Here is a 24,113-nt window from a genome sequence, read left to right on the forward strand (position 1 = left end):
GTTTGGGAGGTCCCCCGGTTTAATGGACACTTTTCACTTGAAGAACGAGAGTGTTTTTCATGCCGAGAACGAGGAACCCGTACCCTGCGGAATTCAGAAAACAGATGGTTGCGCTGGTGCGGCCCGTACTCCGCAGGCGTATCGCGCCCACGCAAGCTATTGGGTTTATGAATATCATGCCGCTCAACACACGCCTGTCGTCCACAAGAGGCTTGCCGTGAGACTTTGGGAAAAGGGTACCAGCTTGTCCATCTGCGTGTCGTTCAACCAGTATAGATCGTTGATGTCACCACTCCGTTTTCGGAGCCGTGAATCACGCAGCGCAGCGGAAATCAATGCGTCCTGACCCTATTCCGATCTGAAAGCAAAACCTATTGTACGATCACTTCCAAATAAAAATTCTATATCCGCTCGAATGACATATTAAATTAGTTTGATTGAGAGAACTTTGAAAACACTCATTATCGCATATGCCTGTGAACCCGGTAAAGGTGGCGAAAGTGAAATCGGCTGGACGCTAGCCCGCAAGTTGGCAAAGGACCACCAAGTTTGGGTTTTGACGCGCAGCAACAACAAGTCTGCGCTTGAAAGCGAAGATTGTGGTCCAAATTTGAAATTTCTATATTACGATCTACCCCGCTTCCTTACAGCGACAAAAGGTCGGGGGAAAAAGAATTTTTTGCTCTATTACTACTTATGGCAACTGGGGTCATCTGCAGCGATCCGCAGGTTTGATAAGGATTATGATTTTGACATCATCCATCACCTGACCGGAGGGATGGATTGGATGCCGTCTGGCGCAGCTTTCCAGAAAAAGCCGTTCATCTGGGGGCCGGTCGGCAGCGAGAACACGCATCCGCTAATCCGCAGGCATATGCCATGGCGCGCGTGGCTGAAGGATCTCGCAAGATCCGTCCTGCGCTCTGCCCTGCGCAGTCTGGATCCGAATGTCCGCCGTACCCGGGCCCGGGCTGATGTCATACTATCGCATACGCCGGGCAATTTCCCCGCCAGTGTGCAGAAGAAAGTGATGCCTTTTGTGCAGACCGGGATCGAAGCGTCTCCCCGTTTGGCGCTGCAAAAAACGGATCTGAAGCGTAACGGGCCGCTGCGGGTCATCTATGCGGGAGAATTAGTCGATTGGAAGGGCGCGTTGCTTGCGGTTAAGGCGTTTGCAAAGTTCCATGTGGAACACCCGGACTCATGCATGACAATGGTCGGCGCCGGTAACCTTGAAGGTGCGATAAAGGCGGAGATTCAGCGCAACGATCTTGGCGATGTGGTGTCCCTGACCGGCAAGCTGCCGATGGACCGGCTGCTGATCGAGCTGAACCGGGCCGATATTTTTCTTTATCCTTCCTATCATCACGGGCTGGCAACCATTTTGCTGCAGGCAATGCTGACAGGCCTGCCGACGATTTGCCTGGAAGGGGATGCGATCGGACGGGCTGTCGGGCAGGAGGCAGGCATAACCCTGCCACCTCCGGAAACCGGCCAGCTGGCCGGGGTCTTGTCCCGGGCATTGCTGGAGCTGGCCGAAAATGACGCTCTGCGGCAAAGAAAGGCACAGGCTGCAATTGAGCTCGCGCTTAACACCTATAATTATGACGACATCGTGATGCGGCACACGGAAGTCTATTGGTCTCTTGTGGGCAATGACGGCAAATCTGCCGGGCCGGTTTGAGGGTATTCAATGACGTCCAAAAGACACTCCAACCCACCGGGCAATCTTGTTTTTTATCTTCGCAGCGGGTCCGTTGTCGGTGGCATCAAACTGGTTTCCGTGCCGCTGGTTCTGTCGATTTCGGTGCTGCTGGCCCGCTGGCTGGGACCGGAGGAATACGGTGTCTATGCCATTTCCTGGTCCCTTGCCACAATCGGAGCCGCCGCTGTCTCGGGCGGGGTGTCGCAGTATCTGACGCGGCGGGTAGCCATGCTGAACACCAAAAACCGGCATCCGGATATCCGGCCGGCCATCACCGCCTCCATGCAGTTTGTTACGCTGGCCGCACTCTTGTTTCTGCTGGTGCTCGCCATCGGGTGGATGCTGGATGCGACCCCGCTAGAGCTGTCCGGCCAAACCATTGTCATGATCTTCCTGTGCGCCGCCTTCATTGGCGTGATGAATATTGGCAGCGCCGGGCTGCGCGGCCTGGAACGGGCCAGCGAAGGACAGCTGTATCTCCTGATCGTGGCGCCGCTGGCCTCGATTTTGCTACTGTTCCTGCTGATGCAGATGCCCATCCCCCGGACTTCCTGGGCCGCGCTTGCCGCGATGGCGGTGGGCTACGGTTTCGGGGCCTCGCTGTCGCAGCTCCGGCTGCGGCGGCTGACAAAGGATTTTGGCCGCTCCGGCTCGGCGCATGCCCTGATCCCCGCGCTGGCCGTTCAAAGCAAGGGCTATATTGCCTATACCACGCTGATGATCGTCGGGCTGCAGCTGAATTTGATCCTGGTCGGTTTTCTCCTGCAGGGAGAGCATGTCTCTTACTACAACCTTGCAGATAAAGCTGCGCAGTTCGTCTCGCTCCCGGTCGGTATCCTTGAACTGTTGATGGCCACCCGGGTTGTCAGCTTGCATTCTGAAGGTAATTTCGGCGCGCTTCAAAAACTCTACCGGACGCTGTCGCTGGCGGGGGTTGCGGCCGCGCTGCTGATTGCGGGGCTGCTATATCTACTTGGAGAGCACATCATAAGCCTGCTTTTGGGGCCGTCCTATGCGGGAAATATCTACCCGGTGCTTGTGCTTCTGCTCGTGGCGCAGTTGATCCGGGCGGCTTTCGGGCCGGTTACCATGACGCTGCTGATGACCGGCCATCAGAAATATTGTGTGGCCAGCCAGCTGACCGGCGCCGCAGCCCTTGCCGCCGCCACTTGGCTGCTTGTGCCCATTTATGGTCTGCAGGGCGCTGGCATGGCCGCGTCCGTCGGCATGCTGGCCGCCTGCCTGCCTCTGGCAATAGGAGGCTACCGGACCCTTGGCCTGCGGCCGCTGTTCTTGTGAGGCGCAGCATGTTTACTCTGACCCATCCAAATTTCGCGGAATTCATTGAAGAGCTGAGGCTGCTGGGCCTGGAGCAAAGCACGGCCGACGATCCGGAGGCTGCCGCTTTTGCTGTGCTCAAGGCGGCAAGCGTGGAGCGCTGGCTTCTTATTCCACTGCAAAGCCGGGCGGCCGCGGCGGCGGCGCTTCGGATGCTGACGCCGATATCGCCGCGTTCCCGCTTGGCGAAATCCGCGGTTCTTGCGCTCAATTCCCTGGGCTTGCACCGGCCATGGGCCCGCAACCGTATCTACCTCCGGGTGGCGGTGCCAAGGCGCTGCATTCACAATTGGCCCATGGCGGCGTTCTTCTCGGGCACGCCCGGCCCAGAACGTAAGATCACGGTTCAGCTGCGCAGTGCGGACAGCCGCCGGAACGCCTATCTGAAGATGGCTTGCTCGCCGCTTGCCAACCAGTTGGTCACCAATGAGGTCCGGGCCCTGCAAGTGGCCACGAAACTAGGGCTGAAAACGGCAATTTTGCCGACAGTTCTGGGGTTTACGAAGTTCGGATCCCGCAGGTCCTATATCTGCAGCGACGAGACGCAGCCCGGTTTCAAGGCGGTAATGATACTCGGCGGAATCCATTTTGCCTTTCTGGAGGAAATGGCTGCCAAAACGACGGTGCCGCTCAGTCGGCAATATGTTGATTCGTTGCGGCAACGGCATGAAGCGGGGGCGCAAACATTGGCCCCGACCTTGAACAAGCTCGCCGTCGGCGTGTTGGATGAACTCAGCAAGATCCTCGACCGCGGTACGGTTAACGGTGCAATGTCCCATGGGGATTTCACCCCATGGAACTGTGTCGCCGCTGGCATGCGGCTATATGTCTTTGATTGGGAACTCTCTGGGTTTCATCCGCTTGGTTATGACCATCTGCATTTCTTGACTAGCACGGGTGCGGCCGACGCTGACGTGCTCCGCAGCTTGTTGCAGGATCGCTGGCACGGCGGATCTGAGGACGGCGCCCAGTTCCTTATGCTGTCCTACTTCCTGGCCAAGATGTTCAGCGGCGCGGCGGGCGCAGACGACATGCTGCAGAAGTTGATGACGGAGACCGGGAAGACCACAAGATGGTAGAAACCGTGCACCTGATCTACTACGGGGTCGTTCTGGCCGCAGGGCTGTCTTTACTGGCGATCCAATCGCTGCACGCCGAGCGAGATCGGCAGCTACTTACTTTTCCGATTGTGGCGCTTGTCTCGCTGGCCGTCAGCCTGCGCGACATACGATTTGGTGCCGATACCCGTACTTATCTCGAGATGTACAACAGCCCAGAGGATTTCGAGGACTTTGTCGAAATCGCCTACCTCACAGCGCTTCGTCTACTACGGTTCATCAGCGACGACGAAACATTTTATCTTTTTGCCAGCGCCTTGGCCATCAATCTGACCGTCTATCTTGCTTTTGTACGGTTCAACCCCAGGCTGGCTGCATTTGCCTTTACTCTCTACTACGCGGCACCGGTTTTCTGGACCGCAAACACCCTGATCCTGCGGAACGGTTTAGCCGCAGCCTTTGTCATGCATGCGGCGATGATCCTCGTGACAGCGGGGCGGACGAAGGGTTTTTTCGCCTTTGCCCTAGCCGGAGGCGCGTTTCACTATTCCACCCTGGTTCACGCAGTTTTTTTGTCGATAGCGAATTTGTCGACAGCAAAACGCTTCGTGATTTCCGGGGCAACGCTAATCATCGCGGGGCTCAGTCTAGTCTTTATCTTTCCGTTGTTCTCAGGGATTTTCGGCCCTTGGATCGTGCGGTTCTCGGACTATCAGTTTTACGCTTCCACCGGACAATTTTCTTACGATAACTCTGGTTTCAAGCCCCAGTATGCGATACCCGTTTTTGTCGTTCTTGGGGCGCTGCTGTTACGGACACGCCTCCACGGCACTGAAATGCTGGTGCTCAAGTATTACTTGGCCATATTGATGCTATCTATCATTTTCTGGGGCAACGTTCTGTTCCGGGACAGGATGTACGTGCCAGCCCAGATGATGGAGCCCCTTATCATTGCATTTCTGATACGGCGCGCAATAAATGACAATTTCATGTTCGTGGCGGCAGGCGCAGCCTCTGTACTCATCTTGGCTGCCGTAACTATTCTCATTTGGGCACCCAGAAATGTACTCCAAATATACTGATCCGCTGCTTCCATTATGCGGCGATGTAAGTCACCTTTTCAAAGACGCGGAATTTGCGTTTCTCAGAGCTAGGCTACAATTATGAACGATCTCAGCCTTTATCAGCGCGATCAGCTGTTGATGCGTTTTCTGGCCTACCTGAATGATCACAGTATTTCATATTGTGTCCTGTCCAATTTGTCGAACGCGAACCCTGAATACGATCTGGACGTGGATATTTCGATAGCGTCAAAAGACAGTACCAAGGTTGCCAGGCTGATCCGAGAGTTCTCACACAGCAACGATCTTCTACTCATCTTTGACATATGGTCCGGAACTCATAGCCGCGCATATACGCTGGTAAAGCGCGGGAGCGCGGCGCGCGTTGTGCTCAAGCTGGACATAATGGTTGGCTACGCCTCCTTAAGGACCGGAGAACTCCTGCGTCATGAAGAGATCGCCCTGGACAGGGTCTTTAACGGATTTTTCTGGGGGCTTTCAGAAAGAAGCGAACTGGCCTATCTTTCGGTTCGGCATTTCATCAAAAACGACGGCCGTGCCTATCGTATCGAGCGGATAAAATTCCTTAGTGAAAAAGTCAGCCCAGAATCATGCAGGGAGGTTTTTCCACCTGTAATAGTGGAAGCTATCGGTTTGGCGGCATCAGGGTCTCCACAAACAGCGGATCGCGCCATACACCTGAAACTTAAGAATTACGGAAAAGCGCGAATGGGTCTCATTGGGCGGGCCGCGGCGGGAGTCAGTGAAATCAGGCGCGCAGTTCATCGGGTCAGCAGACCCGTAGGCAGCACGATTGCGTTTCTTGGCCCCGACGGAGCCGGAAAGTCGACGCTTATCGAAGCACTCAGAGCTAGAATGGCGCCGGTTTTTCACGGGAGTACGTCATTTTACTGGCGCCCACGCCTGCTGCCTTCCCCAGGTCGGCTCAAGTTTTGGAACCCATCACTCGAGAAACAAGAAAACCCCGATCCACATAATGTTTTTCCTCACGGCAAAGCCGCCTCGCTGGCCCGGCTTCTGTATTTTAGCTTGGATTATATTCTGGGGTATTTCGTGTTGGTCCGGCCCCGCACCATATGCAAAGATCTTGTGATTTTCGACCGCTTTCTCAATGATATACGCATCGATCAGCTGAGATATCGGATGAATGTTCCAGAGCTCATGCTAAGATTTGTTGAACGCCTCGTCCCTAAGCCAGACATCATCTTTGCTCTATATGGGCCACCCGAATTATTACATGCAAGAAAACCCGAGCTCAGCATAGAAGAAACTGCAAGGCAGGTGGCACTGTTATGCCAAATGGCCGATGAAAACCGTCATTTCACATTGGTAAGCGTGGATAATGACGTTGAGAAAATTGTTGATGAAATCATTGAGACCATCATGCTTTCTTGCGCAAAAGCTGGTGAGGGTTTGACTGGGAGCAGTCCACATGCCGTATGAAGACTCTCCTGTTCTGTTCGTCGATTCTGTTTCAGACATGTATGGTTCTTCCCGTATCGGGCGGCTGATCATTGGATTCATGCAGGGAGCGGGGCGGGAGGTTGACGCGCTGGTTGCGGTCGAACGGAACGAGCCCGATTTACGTTATGCCGAACAAGCTGAGCTGCCGATCCTTGTCATGCGGGACTTTCGGAGGGCCCCCGTCAAAAGCCTAGCAAAGGTGTGTGCCAACAGTGTCCGCTTCGCCACCCTGCTGCGTAGGCGCTTCCCCCGGCACCGGACTGTGTACTGCAATACCTTTGCGACCTTGCCCGCAGCCATCATTGCCCGTGTTATGCGCCGCCGGTGTTTTCTGCATCTGCATGAGACCTCACCTTCTCCGGCGGTGGCATCTTTGTTGAAGACGGCAATCCGGGTTTTCGGCCTGCAGACCGTTTTTGTGTCGCAAGCTATCAAGGAATCCTGGCGGTTGGAAAACCACGCGCAGGCGCAGGTGGTTCACAACGGGATTCCAGATTTGGACTGGACCGGTTTAGACAGAGCCAGTCCGGGCGGCTCTGATGCGGAGGAGGGTCGTGCAAACCCGAAACAGTCCCGCAACTGGGATATAGCCTTTGTCGGACGGCTTACGGAGAAAAAGGGTTTTCACGTTCTCCTGGAAGCACTGCGTATTCTAGACACTCCAGAGCGGGCGGGGACAAAGGTTTTGATCCTCGGTGGTTGCCTTCCCGGTGTCTCGCTGCCACCCGGAATCTTTTCGGACTTTGAGCATTTACAGATAGATTACTTGGGGGAGCGCGCGGATGCAGCAGTGTTTTTTGCGCAAAGTAAAGTCGCCTGTATCCCGTCCCTGTTTGCCGACCCGTTTCCGACAACCGCATTGGAGGCGCTTCGGGCAGGCTGCCTAGTTGTAGCCTCGGATACTGGCGGGCTGCCGGAGTCCCTGCAAGGAACGGCCAGCGTGTTGGTGAAGCCTGGCAATGCCGAAGAGCTTGCCAACGGCTTGGCGTTCATGTTGTCCAAACCTGTCGGCGGCAGAGCCGACCTGAATAGATCACAATACGAAGCCCGGTTTTCCCTGGACCGGTTCAAAGAGCGTTTTATGGCATTCTTTGCCCCACAGGCCGTCGCCTCGCTGCCATTGAAGGTCGCGGTTTTGGGAACAGTTGGCGTGCCGGGCCGCTATGGCGGATTTGAAACCCTGGCCGAAAACCTTGTCCGTTACCACAAAACGCACGGTCATAAGGCAGCACTTACTGTCTGGTGTTCTGCCAAGGACAATGTGGATCACCCGACGCGGTTCGAAAGCGCCGACCTGCGCTATGTGGGTCTGCGGGCGAACGGGGCGCAGAGCATCCTCTACGATGCTATCAGCCTTTGGCAAGCGGTGCGCAGCGGGCATGACCGCATCCTGCTGCTTGGCGTCTCGGGGGCACTTGCCCTCCCCCTGATCCGGCTCGTCAGCCGCGCGCGCATCCTGACTAATATCGACGGGATCGAGTGGAAGCGCGAGAAATGGAAAGGGCTTGCCCGCATGGTCCTGCACGCCTCTGAATGGGCGGCGGTGCGGTTCTCGCACGAGGTGATTGCCGACAACCAGGCCATCGCCGACCACGCCCGGGACACGTACGGAATTGAATGCCACGTCGTTGCCTATGGTGGCGACCACGCATTGGATCATGCCGGCGAAGCAAACGCCCCAGAGGGTTTGCCAGACCGCTTTGCGCTGGCGCTGTGCCGGATCGAGCCCGAGAACAATGTGCATGTCATACTCGAGGCGCTGGACGGGCGTGACACGCCGCTGGTCTTCGTCGGCAATTGGGACAACAGCGCCTACGGGCGCGACCTAAAGGCGAAGTATGGCGACAGCTCCAACCTCTACCTGCTTGACCCAGTTTATGATCCCGGCACACTCCATGCGCTGCGCGCGCGAGCATCCGTCTATCTTCACGGCCATTCGGCCGGCGGGACCAACCCGTCTCTGGTCGAGATGATGCATTTTAACATACCCGTAATTGCGCATGGCTGCGCTTTCAACCGCTTCAGCACCGAAGGAAAGGCGCGCTATTTCGAAACCCCCGCCGAGCTTACGGACCTACTAGAGGGCCTCGACCCAGACGAGGCCGCTCGGATAGGCGCTGACATGCGCGAGATCGCGCAACACCGCTACACCTGGGATCAAATCGGCAAAGCCTATTTTGAGCTTCTTGATCGCGTCTGAGGCGAAGTGTTGGGGCTGAAAACAAGATTTGAGAAAATCAGAAAGTCGAATACAAAGTGGAAATCACTGAAACAAAACTATCGGGCGTTAAGCTGCTGAAAGCTCATCGATTTGGTGATCACCGCGGCTTTTTTGCGGAAACCTACAGCCAGCGGGCTTATGCTGCGCTGGGGGTGGATGCCACATTCGTGCAAGACAACCACTCGGTTTCTGCGGCTGTGGGCACGGTGCGGGGCCTGCATTTTCAGGCGCCGCCACATGCGCAGGCCAAGCTGGTGCGCTGTGGGCGCGGTGCCATTTTCGATGTGGCGGTCGATATTCGGCGCGGCAGCCCCACCTATGGTCACTGGGCGGGCTATACGCTGAGCGCGGAGAACGGCGCGCAACTTTATATTCCCGTGGGCTTTGCCCATGGCTTTGCCACGCTCGAGCCCGACAGCGAGATTATCTACAAATGTAGCGATTATTACGCCCCGGAAACCGAGGGCGCGCTGCGCTGGGATGACCCGGATATTGGTATCAAATGGCCCCTTACCAGCGCCCCGGTGCTGAGCGGGAAAGACGCCGCAGCCCCGCTGCTGGCCGGCTTTAACAGCCCATTCACCTTTGAGGGATAACAGATGAAGCTACTGGTCACAGGGGGGGCGGGGTTTATCGGCTCGGCCGTGGTGCGGCTGGCGGTGGCGCGCGGGCATCAGGTGGTGAACCTTGATGCGCTGACCTATGCCGCCAACCTGGCCAATGTGGCGCCGGTGGCGGATAGCCCGCTTTATGCCTTTCAGCAGGCCGATATCCGCGATCGCGCGGCGCTGGATGCGGCCTTTGCCACGCACCAGCCCGATATCGTGCTGCATCTGGCGGCCGAATCCCATGTCGATCGTTCCATCGATGGGCCCGCCGATTTTATCGACACCAATATCACCGGTACCTTCAACATGCTGGAGGCCGCGCGTAAATATTGGCAGGCGGCGGGGCGGCCAGATAGCTTTCGCTTTCATCACGTCTCGACAGACGAGGTGTTTGGCTCGCTGCCCGCAGACCCCTCCGTGCAGTTTACCGAGGCCACAGCCTACGACCCGCGCAGCCCCTATTCCGCCTCGAAAGCCGCGTCAGACCATCTGGTGCGCGCCTGGTCTGAAACCTATGGCCTGCCCGTGGTGCTGAGCAATTGCTCGAATAATTACGGGCCCTATCACTTTCCAGAAAAGCTGATCCCGGTGGTTATTCTGAACGCGCTGGCGGGGCGGGCGCTGCCGATTTACGGCGATGGCAGCAATATCCGCGATTGGCTTTACGTCGAAGATCACGCCGATGCGCTGCTGCTGGTGGCCACGAAAGGCGCGCTGGGGCGCAGCTATAACATCGGCGGCGAGAACGAGCGCACAAACCTGCAGCTGGTGCACACGATCTGCGCCATTCTCGACCGGTTGCGCCCGCGCGATACGGGCGCTTATGCCGATTTGATCACCTTTGTCACCGATCGCCCCGGCCATGACGCGCGCTATGCCATCGACCCCACGCGCATTCGCGCCGAGCTGGGCTGGCGCCCCAGCGTGACGGTGGAAGAGGGGTTGGAACGCACCGTGCGCTGGTATCTCGAAAACGAGGCCTGGTGGCGCCCGCTGCTGGGCCGCCAGGGCGTGGGCCAGCGGCTGGGCCGGGCCGCACCATGAGCGGCCTGTTGATCTTTGGCCGCACGGGCCAGGTGGCGCGCGAACTGCAGCAGCTTGCCCCTGTTGTGGCCTTGGGGCGCGATGCGGCCGATCTGGCACAGCCCGGCGCCTGTGCGGCGGCCATCCAGGCCCACCGCCCCCGCGCGGTGATCAATGCCGCAGCCTACACCGCCGTTGACCGCGCGGAAGCGCAGGAAGACCTTGCCACCGCCATCAACGGTGCGGCGCCGGCGGAAATGGCCCTGGCCTGCGTTGCGCTGAATATTCCCTTGGTGCATATCTCTACCGATTACGTGTTTGCTGGCACCGGCCACCGCCCTTGGGCGCCCAGTGATATGGCACAGCCCGCCAATGCCTATGGCCGCAGCAAATGGGCGGGCGAAGAGGGCATTCGCGCCAGCGGCTGCACCCATGCCATTTTGCGCACCTCTTGGGTGTTTTCTGCCCATGGTGCGAATTTTGTCAAAACCATGCTGCGCCTGTCTGACACCCGCGACCAGATCAGCGTGGTTGATGACCAAATCGGCGGCCCCACGCCGGCGCGCGCCATTGCGGCGGCGTGTTTGGCCATCGCCGAGCAGCTGAAGGAGGCGCCGGAAAAAACCGGCACCTATCATTTTAGCGGCGCGCCCGATGCCAGCTGGTGCGCCTTTGCCCGCGCGATATTCACCCTGGCGGGCCGGCCCACCCGCGTGCAGGCGATTTCCACCAGCGCCTATCCCACGCCAGCCGCCCGCCCGCTGAACAGCCGTCTTGAGTGCAACACAACCACCTCCGTTTTTGGTTTGGCGCGCCCAGATTGGCACGCAGGGCTGAAGGAATGTTTAACACAGTTAGGGGTATCCACATGACACAGCGCAAAGGCATTATTCTGGCCGGTGGCTCGGGCACGCGGCTTTACCCCATCACTATGGGTGTGTCGAAACAGCTGCTACCGATTTATGACAAGCCGATGGTGTATTATCCCTTAACCGTGCTGATGCTGGCGGGCATCCGCGAGATCATGATCATCACCACCCCCCACGACCAAGAGCAGTTCATCCGCACCTTGGGCGATGGCAGCCAATGGGGCATCGCGCTGCAGTATAAGGTGCAGCCCAGCCCCGATGGGCTGGCGCAGGCCTTTATTCTGGCCGAAGAGTTCCTGGCCGGCAGCCCCGCAGCCATGGTGCTGGGCGATAACATCTTTTTTGGCCACGGCCTGCCGAACCTGTTGCAAGCGGCAGATCAAACCACCGCTGGCGCCACGGTATTTGGCTACCGCGTGTCAGACCCGGAGCGCTACGGCGTGGTGGATTTTGACGCCAATGGCACGGTCAAAAGCATCATCGAAAAGCCGCCCGTGCCCCCCTCGAATTATGCTGTGACGGGGCTTTATTTTGTCGATGCCACAGCGCCCGAACGCGCCCGCGCGGTGCGCCCCTCGGCCCGGGGCGAGCTGGAGATCACCACGCTGTTGGAAAGCTACCTGCACGACGGCCAGCTCACCGTGCAAAAAATGGGCCGCGGCTATGCCTGGCTAGATACCGGCACCCACGCCAGCCTGTTGGATGCGGGTAATTTTGTGCGCACCCTGACCGAACGCCAAGGCCAGCAAGTGGGCAGCCCCGATGAGGTGGCGTTTGAGATGGGCTGGATAGATGCAGCCCAGCTTGAGACTCGCGCCCGGCAATTCGGCAAGAATGACTACGGGTCATACTTGGAAGGAATCGCGCACAGACGAAGCTGACAACGTCTGACATACTATAGGTCGTCAAGAAGGCCAGCCATTCATGCGCTCAGTAGGCGCAAGTAGCACTGATCCTTCGCTTCTTTCGCCAGGTAAATGACCTGAAGTCCAGCCTGCTTGGCCTTATTGGGCAACTCCGAGGGCCCTTTCCATCGATCGGGACCGCCAGCGCGCTCCACCTCTCCGATCGACTTTGCCCGGTCCGCCGCATCGAACCGATCGATCAGGAGGCGCTGCTTGCAGTCTGGGTCCCGTTGATATCGTTTCCATTCTTCCAGCTTCCCTGCGGAGGAATAGGTGAACCCAAAGAGCACGGTTTCTGGTTCATCGCCATCGACGTAGAACCGGACGCCTTCTCCGTGCGACAGGCTTTCAAGGTCGACACCGTATCGTCGGGTGACGGCTCTCTCGATTTCAGCCGGGACCTGACCGGCAACATCGCGCAGGGCTTCAACGTCTTCGAACACGGCCGTGGCTGATAGGGACCCGCGCCTGTAACAAAACACGATTTCCACGAGCGCCGCGCGCTGGCATGCAGTCAGGGCATCCAGTGCAGCCGAATATCCCATCAAGGCATCAATGTTTAGAAACTGCATTTTTCTCGCCTCCTAGTCGACAGATACTGAGCCGCTAGCTGTAAAGCTGGCGGCTTTTTCGTCCCAGGTCAGGCGTGCGAAACCCGCGGCCCCGTCGCCTCCGCGATATCCCGCAGTGGAACCGAGACCACGCGCACCGATGCTGACCGTCAACAAGGCACCGTAAACAACCTCGATTGAGCCGATGCGCCGAGTCCCCGCCGAGCCGCCAAACCCGCCCGCACCGGAGGAGTCATAGGTTGATGGATTGTCACCTCCCCCTCCACCGCCACCTGCGCCATAGGATAAGCTGGGTGCCGCGTCGCCAGCAGAATTGACGTTTCCCCCGGCGCCACCAGGACCGTATGGTGTCCCTTCGCCGTTATTTCCGGAACGTGGCGCTTGACCGTTCAAGCCGCCCAATCCGCCTGCCGCCGAAACCAGCTGTTTGCCTGCCGATGTGATCGCTGTAGCACCACCGGAAACCGCTCTTCCTGAGGCAGTGCCATCCCCCACACCATGTCCGCCGCCCCCGCCACCACCGATGATTTCATAATCAACTATCGCCATACGAGCGCTGCCACGGAATGTGGAAAATGATATTGCGCCACTCGCGGGAATGTCACGATTGGGCGTACCCGCAGCAGGGACACGACCAGCCCCGCGATAGAAAGCGCTCAAGGACAACTCAGCATCGCCACCAAATTCAGCAGCGATGCTCGAGAGAGACAAAGCCCCAGATACCACGACTGCCATGATCAAGGTGCTCCAAATGCGGTGACATCGCCGGACACGATCAGATTTCCGTCTGGATCAAGACGCATTCGTGCGATGCCGTCATGAAAGAACCGCAGATTGCCGCTTGCATCAGCCGTGATGGTCCAGTCGCCAACTTGCCCATATGCAAGGGCACCAAGCCCCAGACTTGATGCGACCGCCTGCGGCGACCCGATCTCAACAATTGTAAATGTACCTTTTCCGTTATCGCGCTTAATAAAGAGCTTGCCGTCTCGGGTGTTGATTGCAAGCTCGCCAAGGTCGATTTGGGCCGTTGTTGGCACCTTACCGGGAACGGCCGACCTTTTGTTCAATACCCTGGACGTCATGACGACAAGCCTGCTTCTGCGCTCGCAAATTCAATGACTTCGGTGGGCGCTTCATCGACAACCGCTCTTGCGTCCGCCCGCTCGGTTTCGTCCCGGACGATCACCGGGTTCGGCACCATCTCGGTCTCGGTCTGCTCGCCGGTCAACTCATCGTAGATGGGCCTCTCTACCTCCGCCGGGAGCGGGTCGATCGCCGCCTGCACCACGACGGCCTCCATCACCGGCTCCCCGTTTGTCTCGTCGAACACGGGCTGGCCAAGGTCGTCAATCGCCTGCAGTTCCTCGGTGATCTCGGGGCGACCGTCCGCCAGCCGATACCGCGCCAGACGGGACTGCGCCTCCCGGTAGGCCGCCAGCTGGTGGTTAAACAGGTTGTGTTCTCCATTCACGAGGTTGTCGGCCTCCCAGCCCAATGCATAGGCTTGGTAGGAAACGTGCCCCAACGCCTGCACAACGGCCGCGAGCCTCGGAGTGAGGTCTGCGTGCGGGATCACCCGCAGCAGCTCTTCATCGCCCGTCCGTGCGCCCGCCTGCGCCAGTTCAGCCGCAACATGGGCCATGCCACGTTTGGTCGCCTGACGCACACTCAGGGGAGCGTCGCCCTTCTGGATGAACACGGTCATGGATCAGACCTCGCGCACGCAGATCACGCCAACGTCCACCGTGGCAGGGGCCACCGCGAAAACCAGCGAGTAGATGAACCCATCATAGGAGACGGTGTAGTCCTCACCCGTGCCGGGGCGCTTCAACGCGCCGCCGACATAGGCGAACTTCGGTTTCCACCCGCGCTGCAAAGCAAAGCTGGTGGTTGCGCCATCGCCAGAGAACCAGAAGGCCTCCTGTGCGACACCAGCCACCACTTTGCCGCGAAGAGCGGCGAGCTCCTCCCGCAAGTTCTGCACCGGTTTCGAAATGTTAACGGTCATATCGTCATTGCTCCGCAATCAGGCCGTTAACCGCCGAGATAGCGGTCCCGACCGGGGTTTCGGTGTTGGCCACCCGTTGGAGGCCGTCGAAGGTGGAGCGGCCCGCCGAAGTCCCGACGTGCAGCAGTTTGGTCTTGGGGTCGTGCGCCAGCGCCGTGACCGCATCGCTCGTGCCGTAGAGGGTGCACTGGGCACCGGGCTGGAACAGCTTGCGCTCGTCCTCGTAGATTTTGGCGATCTGTTCGGCGGTGGGGGCAGTGGCGGAGATCCGCCAGAGGGCGATGGAACCGTTGTTGAGGGCGCCTGCGCCGTTGCTTGCCGATCCGAGAGACATAATGTGGCTTGCGGGCGTTGTCGGGTCAACGTCCGTTGGCGCCGAAAACGTGAAGTCCAGAACGCCATTAACGTAGACCTGGGCCATCCCGCCGCTTCGAATTAGCGCGACAAGCGTCCACCGCCCCAGCACTTTATTTGAACCATATTGGAAGCCTGTAGATTTAACCAGACAGCCAATGCGATCGTTTGCACCGTCGATTGCGATGCTAAAACCCACGTCTGTCGCATTCGGCAATGCGCGATAAATCAGATAGTCAAAGGCGGCATCGGTGCTGATCACCCACCCCATCACGCAGAAGTCGCCGGTCCCAAAGTCCAGCGCGCTGTTGTAGGGCTGTTCGAGATAGTTGGCCGCCGAGAACCCCGAATACGCCGCCAGCTCCGCGCCGTCGGCCACCGGGCTGCGGGTCACATTGCCGTTGACGATCAGGCCGTTGTTGTTCACCGAGCGGTCTGCGTCTGCTCCATAAATTGTTACGCTATCCACGGAACCGTCGAACCCATTGAGTGCCAGCACCCGCAAGTGCGCAGAAGTGCAGGAAAAGTAATACGTGCCGTTGGCATCCAGTGCGCCCGTTTCCCCAAAAGCGAACACTTGGCTGTAGGCTGCTTGAAACGAGAGGTTCCCCTTCGTTCGGTTTGAAACAACTATTTTAACAATAATCGGTTCGCCGCTAGGGGATGGATCAGCACCACTAAACGTAAATGTTCCCGTTCCGGGGAAGTCCACTTGATCATTGGCGGCATCAAATGTGCAGCCTGAAAACTCATACCCCGCAGCCTCTGCCGCAGCTTGGTCAGCATAGCTTGTGAAGTCATCATCAAGATAAACCGAGCCAACCAAATCGGTGTCGTCAGTGTCAGCGAGGAAGGCACCCTTGATTGAGCCGGGCATCCAGCCTGTGGCATAGTCCGACGTCGCGTAGGCCACCATCGAGAGCCCGGTGCCAATCCGGGTTTCTTGAAGAAGCGCCAGATTTGTGTCGGCTGCGGCTGAGGCCGCAATGGCGGACTTCCCATCGCCGACGACGTGCCGAATACCAGAAAACGTGGTTCTCGGAGAAATCGACGGTCGGATTGCGTTGTCCCGCCAACCGTAGAATTCAATGGTATTTCCAACAAAGTTCGGAGCGGATATGCGGCGCAATTGGTGGTCGCCGTTTTGCCAGTAGTAGAGCATATCCTCTGAAAAATGAACGCACTGCATCCCGTAGGCGGTGAATGGATTGATGACGGTGCCATCCTGCTTAATGACGCTGACGCCTCCGTCCGTCGCGACCGCAATCGTGGGCACTGGAAGCCATGTGGCCGGATCGACGGGCGCCTCTGAGAGCGCAGTCATGGCAACGTCGCGTACTTGCGGCGCCAGAATTACCGGCAACCCCTCGACTAATGTTCGCAACTCGTTACGCTCGGAAATCGTCCCGGAGGTCCACCCACTGTAAAACGAGTTTGGCGCTTGGTTCCCAAATCGGTCTGACAAGAAATCCCAGCGCAGCAACGCCTGCGAGCTGTAGCCGCCAGTGCCACAAATGCAGATTTGACCGTTCAAAGCGGATACTGGCCCGAGATAGCTTGCCTGCCCACCCAAAGCCGTAATCGCATAAGGTGCGGTATTTTGCTCCCCGCGAGTATCAGCGACCATCCACATCGGCAGATCAGGATCGTCGGCATCGAAAATGGTCACTTTGTTCGGCAACTCAACGACAATGATCGCCACCGCCGGAAACTCACGCCGTGCCCCGCGAGTGGCAGTGTTGAGCGGCTCGTTATACCAGCTCGTGTGCTTACACCGCTTGCGCCATGCCCCACCGTCGCTGTCGTAGCTCGTGTCGTAGACAAACACGTCCACAGCAGTCATGGCCTTCGCGGCAAGGATCGCACTAATGCCCCGATAGGTCACGTCAGACTTCACGGTCGCAAGATGGTTGGCGGCGGCCGCCGCATGCGTGGCCGCCTCGTCCCGGGCCGCCTCAGTTGCCGCCTGCTCACCCTGCGAAGAAATAACCTCGGCCTCGGCCAGCGTCACCTTCGCGTCGAGTTGCGACTTGGTAACGTTTGCCTCGTCGGCCAGCTGATCGACCGAGGTGGTCAACTTCGAGATCGAGCTCATCAGCGTCATGTCTTTGTCCTTAGCGGGGGAGTGAGAAAAAGGGGCGCAAGCACGCAGTCAGCGCCGCCCCAAACGCTTATTGCTCGACAACCAGATCGCCTGCCGCCGCAATGGCCGTTGCCACCGGGGTCGTGGTGTTCGCCACCCGGCGCAGGCCTTTGAACACCGACCGGCCTGCACTGGTCCCAACGTGCAGCAAACCGGAGTCCGAATCGTGTGCGAGGGCTGTCACGGCATCCGAAGCCCCGTAGAGCGTGCAGGCGGCGTTTTCTTGAAACAGCGCCTTCTCGTCCTCGTAGATGCGGCGGATTTGGTCGGCAGTTGGGGCCGTCGCGCTGATGCGCCAAAGGGCAAGGATTGTTCCGCCTATGGCACTAAAAGTCTGGCTGTAAAAATACTGACCAAACCTAAGAGCCCCACCCGCAAGAGTCAGGTTTTCAGAATTCCCGGAAGATGCACGCAAGACACCATCAACCCACAATTCGGCAACGCCCGAACGACGAAGCGCAACAACATGCACCCATCGCAGCGAGCCAAGGGGCATTGCGTGGTTAAGGGCTAAAGAATTACCAAGTCGGAGTTTGATAAGCCCTGCATTGCTAAAAATGTTTACCGAGCCTGGTCCGTAGTTCGCTTCCACCCCGACCCCATCATTGCGGGTCAAAATAGCCGCCCCGTTTACTGAGCTGTCGTAAAACCAGCCCATATAGCAGAAGTCATCCGTGCCGAAGTCGAGTTCCGAATTATACGGCTGCTCAAGGAAGTTGGAGGCAGAGAACCCGCTATAGGCGACTAACTCTGCGCCAGTGGAGACCGGCGCCCGAGTGATGGTGCCGTTCACCACAAGGCCGCTATTTTTAATCGAGCGGTCGCGGTCGAGTTTGCGGAATGTGATGCTTTGGATTTCCCCTTCGAATCCGTTGGCTGTGACAAAACGGAAATTTCCAGCCCGCGTCCCTCGAAAAATATGGGTCCCGTCCGAGGAGAAGGCACCGATGCTCACGAAGTTGTCCTGAACGGAAAGGCTCCCAGCGACGAGGCCAGTCACGACAACCGTAACCTCGTAGGCGTCACCAGCTGCAATTCCAGCGGCGGTTAGCGTTGCCCAAGACAAAGTAATGTCACCTGATGCCGATCCGCTAAACACGACCGCATTCAGCGCGGCGTCAAACGCCGAGTTGACAAAGCTGTATCCTGCCGACTGCATCGCAGCTTGATCTGAATAGCCACTGAAATCGTCTGAAAACTCAGCCTCAACCAGATCGGTGTCATTGGTGTCTGCGAGGAACGCGCCCCGGATCGCCCCGTTCATCCAGCCAGTGTTGTAGGTTGAGGTAATTTTTGACACCATGTTTTTTCTCATGACATCCAAGGTGTCATCAGGGACGGCTTGGATTTGCCAGAAACCAACAGTCTTTCCTACGAACAGGGTTTTGTCGGACGCCACTGCATCCGTGCCTGCCTCGTATTGCGTGGTGTTGATGTATGGAGCGTCCAAAAAGGTAAACCCTACACCGTTGCCACCGGTGCTAGTACCTAGGTTTGTGACATCCGCGCTAGGGATTTCAAATAGGACAGGGAACCATCCGATGGGGTTTGTTACATTTGATGTTGTCGCAAAGACCCAATTATCAGCCGTAAAGTCGACCTTGCTGATATAGTTTCGAGATCCAACAAATGTTGCATCAACAACCGTCCCATCATCCTTAATCACAGACACGCCACCAGCAGTCGCCACAGCAATCATTGGCACCGGAAGCCCAGTCGCAGGATCAACTGGGGCATTGGGCAGGACCGTCATAGCCAAGTCGTAGGCGATGCTGCTAGCGATAGAAAACATCGACGGAGGAACGGTGTACTTCGGAAACACAACAGCATTGCGGAATGTGGCGATAGGAGCAGTGACCTTATACGAACCAAATCCAACGCCGGTGTAAGCCTTTTCAGTGAGGAAATTCAGGCGGCTTATAGACCGGGTGGATGAAGTTCCAACGAGCCAACCGTTTTTGGCAGATATTGCCGTTATCGCTCCCCCACCTGCGGTGTTGAAAAACTTGTCCGAACCACCTGAAACCACCATCCACATCGGCAATGACGGATCGTCGCCATCATAGATGGTTACAGCATCAGCCGTTGCCACGATCACCGCCACAGCCGGAAAGTCCCGCCGTGATCCCCGCGTTGGCGTATTCAGCGGCTCTCGATACCAACTTGTCCCGGCGCAGCGATGCCGCCAAGCCCCGCCGTCACTGTCCTTCGAGGTGTCGTAGATGAATACATCTACCGCCGTGACTGCTTTGGTGAGCGCTGCGGCAGAAAGGTCCTGATAGGCGACGGCTGAGGCAGCCGACTGCGCAGCGATGTATGAGGCATCCTTGAAAGCCCCAGCCTGGTCGCGCGCAGAAAGAGCGTTCGCTTTGGCTGCTTGCGCCTGCGCGGTCGCTGACTGCGCGTCGACAACCGAGGCATCAAGGGTGGCCTTCTTGGACACCACAGCCCCTCTCAGGTTGTCGACCGAGGCTGTCAGGGCGTCCACTTGCTGTTCAATTGTCACGGGCGGGGCTCCTTACGAGAAGGCGACGGCGGAGACATACCGCGTCTGCGAATTGACGAAGGCTGTCGCCATTTCGAACATTGCGGTCTGGATGTCAGTGAGTGGCCCGGCCGCGTCCTGCACAGTTCCGATGTTGGTCGCGATCACCTCAATTTCCTCGGCGAGAGGCTGCACGACGGCAGCGGCGGCGGATGCCGTGGCCTCGCTGGCGGCTGCATTGGCTTCGCTCTGAGCGGCAGCTTGTTCACTAGACAAAGCCGCTGCTTTGGAAGCTGCAGCTGCCTGTTCAGACCCCGCGGCATTGGTCTCGGATCCGGCCGCCTGCACTGCAGACGCCGCCGCATCAATTGCTCTCTGAGCCGCTTGCGATGCGCTCACTTCAGCCGCATCTTCCGAGAACTTGGCATTCCCGGCTGAAACAAAGGCCTCGGACGCTTTGGCCACAGACGTCGTGGCCGCATTCTGCGCCGCCGTCAGTTGGCTGGTAAACGTCGCAAGCTGCGTCTGCCCAGCCTCGATGGCGGCTTGGGCCGCCAACATCTGGCTGTAGGTCGCATAAGCCGGCAGGGTTGCATAGTCCGATGCACCATCGCCCACCTTGGTGATGCCCGTATCAATCTCGAAGGCAAATTCGCCCTCAGCCAAGATTGGATTGGCCGTGGCCCATTCGGCGGCAGTGCCGCGGCGCATCTGGATTTTGGCAAAGACTGTGGAGGTCATGGGGTTTCTCCCTGGACACGGCCATCGATGGTTCTAAGGTTTGGATAGGCGGCAGCGCCACCGCAGTCGATGATGGCAAGGCCGGCGTAATCGGTATCCGGTGCCCCGCCATCGAGGATCTGGGGGACGTAGGGCACCTCGATTTCAACGGAGCCTGACGTGCGCAGCCGAAATGGCGATTTGCCGAAGTAGACGACACCCGACATGCTGTTTCCTTGATAAACGGTGACGGTTGCAGGGGCGGTCTCCGCGCGCAGCCAAAGCGCCTCGAAGGGCGCGATGCCCCGAATGAGGCGCATCCCCCGGATCGTAAATCCGCCTTCGTTGGGCGGATCATCCTCCGGTGCCAACTGACCCCAAATCAGGGCGCCGAGTGGCGGCACCACCAGCGCGGCAGAGGCGTTGAAGGCGACCATGGTCCAGACATCCGGGGTCAGGTCATACTTGGTCCCATCCACAGATCACCTCGGAGGTTTCTAAACATCAGGGCCGCCAGCCGCAGAGGCGCGCGCCGATTTCATTGTGGGTGACGATCTGGGCCAGCGTGCCGTCGGTCAGTACATCGGCACGAGAGGGTCTGATGGGAGCTGCCCAATCGCAGGCATCGCGATCGCGCCTCGGATCAATCGCGCATCCAGCGCTCAAGACGGCGCTCAAGATCAGCGCGATCGGCGTTTTGCACCTCATTGGACACCTCCTTCGCTGTTTGCAGGGATCGGATCCTGGCATCGGCCCGACGAATGATGAATTCGGCCTCGGCCTCCAGGCGACCCCGCCGAAACGCCACCCAAAGCGCGGCGCCAATCGCAACGGCGATCGCGCCCCAAAGTGCGGCCTTGCGGCCGATCCCGGAAAAGATGGCGGTCAGGATTGAGATCATTCCCCACCCTCCGCAGAAATCGGTAAGCCCGCCGTTGTGACACAGTGGGTGTTGAGCGATAGCACGATGACATTGTCGGCCTCGGCGGCGGCCCGAATGTGGTCATGGGAGAGGACGGCGGCGTCCTCGCACTCGGCGAATGTGCGCATCGCCACGGGATGGATATCGGACCCGCAGGCCGGAGCCCCGCCGATCGACATGCATATGGAAACGATCAAGACCCACATCACGGGGTCTTCCCGGCGCGATGATCTTCGATCCGGGCGTTGCGGGCTTTCAGGGCGTAGAAGATGACGCCGATGAACACAGCCGCCCCGATCCAGGGCAAGGCCGCTTGCACCACGTCTGCAAGCCCAACCAAATCCAGCACGCGCTCAGCCGTATCGCGCGCCTCTTCGGCCTGGGTCAGCGCCGGCGCAATCTGCCCGGCCACAGATCCCGCAGCACCCAGAACGCCAAGCCCTACCTGCGCATTCGCCGCCGTGAGGATCCGACTGTTTTCTGGTACGCCCGTGGCCCGTTCCGGCGCGACCGACCTCGGTGCAGCTGTCGACAGGGCCTCCGTGAGCGCCACATCGATGATCGGCACCAGAGGCAGACCGTTATCATCGCGAAACGCCAAGATGGCTGCGCGGGTGCGAGGCCCGACCTGACCGTCCACGCGGCCCACCTCGTGATATCCAAGCGCTTTGAGACGCGCCTGCACCTCACGGACCGAGAGCGTCGCGGTCGGTGCCACATTACCGGCGCGCCGCACCCCGAGCAGCCGCGATTTCGCATAGCGCTGGATATTGACGGCATCAGATTGATTGCCGCCTAGCACTTCGATCATGGCGCCCGCCGTTTTCACGAAGAAGCCAACATGGCCCTGCCATGATTTCGAACCGCGTGAGAAGACAACGATGTCGCCCTCTTGGGCCTCCGCGAGGTCTACGGGAATGCCCCAGTCCAGATAAGAGCGCGCGTTGAGGCGTCGGGTGGAGCGCAGCCCGGCCTTTTCGAGGCAATGGCCCACGAAGGCTGCACACCAAGCGACAGAGTCATGCTCGACCCAGTCGTGGCCAACAGAGGCATACATCGCCATGATGGCTGGGTTGTCTTCAGTGCCTGGGCCTTCAGTGGTGCCGATGTAGCTTTGGGCGATTTCAAAAGGGGTCATTCTGGCCTCCTTGCAAAAGAAAACACCGCCCCGAAGGGCGGCGTGTGATCTGGCGATCGATGTTTGGTGGGTTTTATTTCTTGCGGCCAATCCAGGCGCAGAGCAGGCTTTCGGCACCGCGGGGGCCGAGATAGGCGAGCGTGGCCACGAACCCGGTTGAGACCGGCTGGGTCAGACCAATGTAATTCGCGGCCGCATCGCCAATGAGCGCCATGCCCACAGCGACGGGGATTTCCCAGAGAAGTTCCTTGCCGAAAAAGCGGCGATTTCCGAGCTTCACCTCGCCGGAGTGCCACATGAGCCGACCGGTGAAGGCACCAATCAATGTGGTGATGGCCCCGCCAAAGAGGTGGTTGATGGTTTCGATAAAACTGTTCTCCGGCATCTCCCTGCCTCCTTGGTCTCAGAACGGCCCGGTTGCATCCGGATCGATGATGGGCGGCACGTTTGCGCTGGCAGACACGGGTGCCGTGGTCTCCGCCCGCGCATCTGTGCCCGCGCCGAGCTGAGGCTGTTTCAGCTCCAGCGTGGTGACAAAGCCGCCCGCGCGGGTCAGCGTGTGGGTCACAGCCTCGATGCGATAGGACCCGTCCACGCCAGGCCGCGTGCCGGACACGGTGCAGATTCCATCCGGCACAGCAGCCGTGTTGCCCTCGATGACCACCGTGCCTTCGCCCGCATCCCGAGCCGTCGTTGCGGCATCACTCTTACCCTGCTGGGTGGTTTCCAGCGCGCCCGACCGGGCGAAACGATCCGCGTAGACTGAGGGCACGTCGATCCCCGTTGCCCGCTCGACGATCTGCCAAGCGCCCGCCGCTACATCATACCAGCGCCCACGGACTGCCCCGAATTGCGGGCGACCGAGCCTCGGGGCAATGTCCCAGCTGTGCAGGTTCTGGCCCCAGGTTGCCGCAATGGCCGTCGCGTAATCGGCATTGCGCTTTGAGAGCACAATCCGCCCGCCGGTGAGGCGGAAGTTGCCACCGATTTCGCGGGAAAGTCGCTCGCCCATGGCGATCAGGCTTTCATCGCGCATCTCGAAATAGCCGCGGGTCAGGTTGCGGAGCGCCGGATCAATTTCGATCTGTGTGATCCCTGCATGCGTCGCTGCCTCGCGCAGGATTTTCTCCACAGTCGCCCCATCCCAATGGCGCTGCTGGCCTTCTTTGGCCCGGCCTGTCGTATCCATGCCCTTGGCCGTAATGCGAAGTCGCCGCCCCGCGCTGCGGGTGCCTGAGGATTTCACCTCATCAACCGTGCCCTCAAAAACGACCCGCATCCCCTCGCTGTCCCAGCCGAGTGCAATCGCAACGGGCGCACCGATCTGCGGAAGGACAATGCGCCCATCGGTGTCATCAATCTCGAGATCCGCACTGTCGGTGTGGGTGCCGACCTTGTCCGAGACTTGCAGGCCCAAAAGGACCGGCATCAGCGCCGTGGTGATATTCGTGCCCGCCACGGTCACGTTGAAAAGCGCGCGCTTCGACATGGGTTC

Annotated in this window: 24 protein-coding genes and 1 pseudogene; 10 read left to right on the top strand and 15 right to left on the bottom strand. The window is 58.8% G+C overall.

The genetic code is table 11. The features are described 5' to 3' along the window. Nucleotides 1-83: 83 nt before the first annotated feature. Nucleotides 84-285 (bottom strand): annotated as a pseudogene (locus tag BM069_RS05520) (IS5/IS1182 family transposase); the annotation flags it as partial. A 163-nt stretch (nt 286-448) separates the two neighbouring features. Between BM069_RS05520 and BM069_RS05525 the strand changes: the two are divergent. The 10 genes from BM069_RS05525 (at nt 449) to rfbA (ending at nt 12,249) form a co-directional block, all read left to right on the top strand. After that, on the top strand, nt 449-1,684 hold the full coding sequence (locus BM069_RS05525) for a glycosyltransferase family 4 protein (RefSeq protein WP_093321507.1): 1,236 nt from the start codon (nt 449-451) through the stop codon (nt 1,682-1,684). A 9-nt stretch (nt 1,685-1,693) separates the two neighbouring features. Beyond that, nucleotides 1,694-3,004: a lipopolysaccharide biosynthesis protein gene (locus BM069_RS05530; RefSeq protein ID WP_093321510.1), complete on the top strand. Its 1,311-nt coding sequence runs from the start codon at nt 1,694-1,696 to the stop codon at nt 3,002-3,004. 8 nt (nt 3,005-3,012) lie between these two features. Beyond that, nucleotides 3,013-4,122, top strand: a complete 1,110-nt coding sequence (locus tag BM069_RS05535) for a phosphotransferase (RefSeq protein WP_093321511.1) — start codon at nt 3,013-3,015, stop codon at nt 4,120-4,122. Then, nucleotides 4,116-5,183, top strand: coding sequence for an EpsG family protein (locus BM069_RS05540; protein WP_093321514.1), 1,068 nt, complete (start codon nt 4,116-4,118; stop codon nt 5,181-5,183). The genes BM069_RS05535 and BM069_RS05540 overlap by 7 nt, the downstream gene beginning before the upstream one ends. Nucleotides 5,184-5,264: 81 nt before the next feature. Then, the gene (locus tag BM069_RS05545) at nt 5,265-6,626 is read left to right on the top strand and encodes a nucleoside/nucleotide kinase family protein (RefSeq protein WP_093321516.1); all 1,362 of its coding nucleotides are present in this window, start codon (nt 5,265-5,267) and stop codon (nt 6,624-6,626) included. Then, nucleotides 6,616-8,847 carry a glycosyltransferase family 4 protein gene (locus tag BM069_RS05550; RefSeq protein WP_093321519.1) on the top strand — a complete coding sequence of 744 codons (2,232 nt, stop codon included), beginning with the start codon at nt 6,616-6,618 and terminating at the stop codon, nt 8,845-8,847. Before BM069_RS05545 ends, BM069_RS05550 begins: the two co-directional genes overlap by 11 nt. A 56-nt stretch (nt 8,848-8,903) precedes the next feature. Beyond that, complete coding sequence (rfbC, locus tag BM069_RS05555) at nt 8,904-9,464, top strand: dTDP-4-dehydrorhamnose 3,5-epimerase (RefSeq protein WP_093321523.1); 561 nt, start codon at nt 8,904-8,906, stop codon at nt 9,462-9,464. A gap of 3 nt (nt 9,465-9,467) precedes the next feature. Continuing rightward, complete coding sequence (gene rfbB / locus BM069_RS05560) at nt 9,468-10,520, top strand: dTDP-glucose 4,6-dehydratase (RefSeq protein ID WP_093321526.1); 1,053 nt, start codon at nt 9,468-9,470, stop codon at nt 10,518-10,520. Beyond that, complete coding sequence (gene rfbD, locus BM069_RS05565) at nt 10,517-11,371, top strand: dTDP-4-dehydrorhamnose reductase (protein WP_093321529.1); 855 nt, start codon at nt 10,517-10,519, stop codon at nt 11,369-11,371. Before rfbB ends, rfbD begins: the two co-directional genes overlap by 4 nt. Beyond that, nucleotides 11,368-12,249 (top strand): glucose-1-phosphate thymidylyltransferase RfbA, encoded by an 882-nt coding sequence (gene rfbA / locus BM069_RS05570; protein ID WP_093321531.1) that lies wholly within the window; start codon nt 11,368-11,370, stop codon nt 12,247-12,249. Before rfbD ends, rfbA begins: the two co-directional genes overlap by 4 nt. A 41-nt stretch (nt 12,250-12,290) precedes the next feature. Here rfbA and BM069_RS05575 read toward each other — a convergent pair whose 3' ends face one another. From BM069_RS05575 to BM069_RS05640, 14 genes are all read right to left on the bottom strand, one after another. Continuing rightward, nucleotides 12,291-12,845: a hypothetical protein gene (locus BM069_RS05575; RefSeq protein WP_093321534.1), complete on the bottom strand. Its 555-nt coding sequence runs from the start codon at nt 12,843-12,845 to the stop codon at nt 12,291-12,293. Between the two features lie 12 nt (nt 12,846-12,857). Continuing rightward, nucleotides 12,858-13,580 carry a hypothetical protein gene (locus BM069_RS05580; RefSeq protein WP_093321537.1) on the bottom strand — a complete coding sequence of 241 codons (723 nt, stop codon included), beginning with the start codon at nt 13,578-13,580 and terminating at the stop codon, nt 12,858-12,860. Between the two features lie 2 nt (nt 13,581-13,582). After that, nucleotides 13,583-13,930, bottom strand: a complete 348-nt coding sequence (locus tag BM069_RS05585) for a hypothetical protein (protein ID WP_093321540.1) — start codon at nt 13,928-13,930, stop codon at nt 13,583-13,585. Next, the gene (locus BM069_RS05590; protein ID WP_093321542.1) at nt 13,927-14,553 is read right to left on the bottom strand and encodes a hypothetical protein; all 627 of its coding nucleotides are present in this window, start codon (nt 14,551-14,553) and stop codon (nt 13,927-13,929) included. The genes BM069_RS05585 and BM069_RS05590 overlap by 4 nt, the downstream gene beginning before the upstream one ends. A gap of 3 nt (nt 14,554-14,556) precedes the next feature. Next, the gene (locus BM069_RS05595; RefSeq protein ID WP_093321545.1) at nt 14,557-14,856 is read right to left on the bottom strand and encodes a hypothetical protein; all 300 of its coding nucleotides are present in this window, start codon (nt 14,854-14,856) and stop codon (nt 14,557-14,559) included. Between the two features lie 4 nt (nt 14,857-14,860). After that, nucleotides 14,861-17,314: a LamG-like jellyroll fold domain-containing protein gene (locus BM069_RS05600; RefSeq protein WP_093321548.1), complete on the bottom strand. Its 2,454-nt coding sequence runs from the start codon at nt 17,312-17,314 to the stop codon at nt 14,861-14,863. A gap of 67 nt (nt 17,315-17,381) precedes the next feature. Further along, the gene (locus BM069_RS05605) at nt 17,382-19,796 is read right to left on the bottom strand and encodes a LamG domain-containing protein (protein ID WP_139216146.1); all 2,415 of its coding nucleotides are present in this window, start codon (nt 19,794-19,796) and stop codon (nt 17,382-17,384) included. Nucleotides 19,797-19,871: 75 nt separating this feature from the next. Beyond that, the gene (locus tag BM069_RS05610) at nt 19,872-20,579 is read right to left on the bottom strand and encodes a hyaluronate lyase N-terminal domain-containing protein (protein WP_093321553.1); all 708 of its coding nucleotides are present in this window, start codon (nt 20,577-20,579) and stop codon (nt 19,872-19,874) included. Beyond that, on the bottom strand, nt 20,576-21,037 hold the full coding sequence (locus tag BM069_RS05615) for a hypothetical protein (RefSeq protein ID WP_093321555.1): 462 nt from the start codon (nt 21,035-21,037) through the stop codon (nt 20,576-20,578). Before BM069_RS05615 ends, BM069_RS05610 begins: the two co-directional genes overlap by 4 nt. A 164-nt stretch (nt 21,038-21,201) precedes the next feature. Further along, nucleotides 21,202-21,459, bottom strand: a complete 258-nt coding sequence (locus BM069_RS05620) for a hypothetical protein (protein ID WP_093321558.1) — start codon at nt 21,457-21,459, stop codon at nt 21,202-21,204. Then, nucleotides 21,456-21,689: a hypothetical protein gene (locus BM069_RS05625; protein WP_139216147.1), complete on the bottom strand. Its 234-nt coding sequence runs from the start codon at nt 21,687-21,689 to the stop codon at nt 21,456-21,458. The genes BM069_RS05620 and BM069_RS05625 overlap by 4 nt, the downstream gene beginning before the upstream one ends. Continuing rightward, a complete protein-coding gene (locus BM069_RS05630) occupies nt 21,686-22,618 on the bottom strand; it encodes a C40 family peptidase (RefSeq protein WP_093321563.1) in 933 nt (310 codons plus the stop codon). Before BM069_RS05630 ends, BM069_RS05625 begins: the two co-directional genes overlap by 4 nt. Nucleotides 22,619-22,691: 73 nt before the next feature. Next, nucleotides 22,692-23,003, bottom strand: coding sequence for a phage holin family protein (locus BM069_RS05635; protein ID WP_058122349.1), 312 nt, complete (start codon nt 23,001-23,003; stop codon nt 22,692-22,694). Between the two features lie 18 nt (nt 23,004-23,021). Next, complete coding sequence (locus tag BM069_RS05640) at nt 23,022-24,107, bottom strand: phage late control D family protein (RefSeq protein ID WP_093321566.1); 1,086 nt, start codon at nt 24,105-24,107, stop codon at nt 23,022-23,024. Between the last annotated feature and the right edge of the window lie 6 nt (nt 24,108-24,113).

The organism is Shimia haliotis (assembly GCF_900114415.1).
GTDB classification, from domain to species: Bacteria; Pseudomonadota; Alphaproteobacteria; order Rhodobacterales; family Rhodobacteraceae; genus Shimia; species Shimia haliotis.

Coding starts and splice junctions, on each gene's coding strand:
- BM069_RS05530 (WP_093321510.1), top strand. CDS start 1,694: ATGACGTCCAAAAGACACTCCAACCCACCGGGCAATCTTGTTTTTTAT.
- BM069_RS05535 (WP_093321511.1), top strand. CDS start 3,013: ATGTTTACTCTGACCCATCCAAATTTCGCGGAATTCATTGAAGAGCTG.
- BM069_RS05540 (WP_093321514.1), top strand. CDS start 4,116: ATGGTAGAAACCGTGCACCTGATCTACTACGGGGTCGTTCTGGCCGCA.
- BM069_RS05545 (WP_093321516.1), top strand. CDS start 5,265: ATGAACGATCTCAGCCTTTATCAGCGCGATCAGCTGTTGATGCGTTTT.
- BM069_RS05550 (WP_093321519.1), top strand. CDS start 6,616: ATGCCGTATGAAGACTCTCCTGTTCTGTTCGTCGATTCTGTTTCAGAC.
- rfbB (WP_093321526.1), top strand. CDS start 9,468: ATGAAGCTACTGGTCACAGGGGGGGCGGGGTTTATCGGCTCGGCCGTG.
- rfbD (WP_093321529.1), top strand. CDS start 10,517: ATGAGCGGCCTGTTGATCTTTGGCCGCACGGGCCAGGTGGCGCGCGAA.
- rfbA (WP_093321531.1), top strand. CDS start 11,368: ATGACACAGCGCAAAGGCATTATTCTGGCCGGTGGCTCGGGCACGCGG.
- BM069_RS05575 (WP_093321534.1), bottom strand. CDS start 12,845: ATGCAGTTTCTAAACATTGATGCCTTGATGGGATATTCGGCTGCACTG.
- BM069_RS05580 (WP_093321537.1), bottom strand. CDS start 13,580: ATGGCAGTCGTGGTATCTGGGGCTTTGTCTCTCTCGAGCATCGCTGCT.
- BM069_RS05585 (WP_093321540.1), bottom strand. CDS start 13,930: ATGACGTCCAGGGTATTGAACAAAAGGTCGGCCGTTCCCGGTAAGGTG.
- BM069_RS05590 (WP_093321542.1), bottom strand. CDS start 14,553: ATGACCGTGTTCATCCAGAAGGGCGACGCTCCCCTGAGTGTGCGTCAG.
- BM069_RS05595 (WP_093321545.1), bottom strand. CDS start 14,856: ATGACCGTTAACATTTCGAAACCGGTGCAGAACTTGCGGGAGGAGCTC.
- BM069_RS05600 (WP_093321548.1), bottom strand. CDS start 17,314: ATGACGCTGATGAGCTCGATCTCGAAGTTGACCACCTCGGTCGATCAG.
- BM069_RS05610 (WP_093321553.1), bottom strand. CDS start 20,579: ATGACCTCCACAGTCTTTGCCAAAATCCAGATGCGCCGCGGCACTGCC.
- BM069_RS05620 (WP_093321558.1), bottom strand. CDS start 21,459: ATGATCTCAATCCTGACCGCCATCTTTTCCGGGATCGGCCGCAAGGCC.
- BM069_RS05630 (WP_093321563.1), bottom strand. CDS start 22,618: ATGACCCCTTTTGAAATCGCCCAAAGCTACATCGGCACCACTGAAGGC.
- BM069_RS05635 (WP_058122349.1), bottom strand. CDS start 23,003: ATGCCGGAGAACAGTTTTATCGAAACCATCAACCACCTCTTTGGCGGG.
- BM069_RS05640 (WP_093321566.1), bottom strand. CDS start 24,107: ATGTCGAAGCGCGCGCTTTTCAACGTGACCGTGGCGGGCACGAATATC.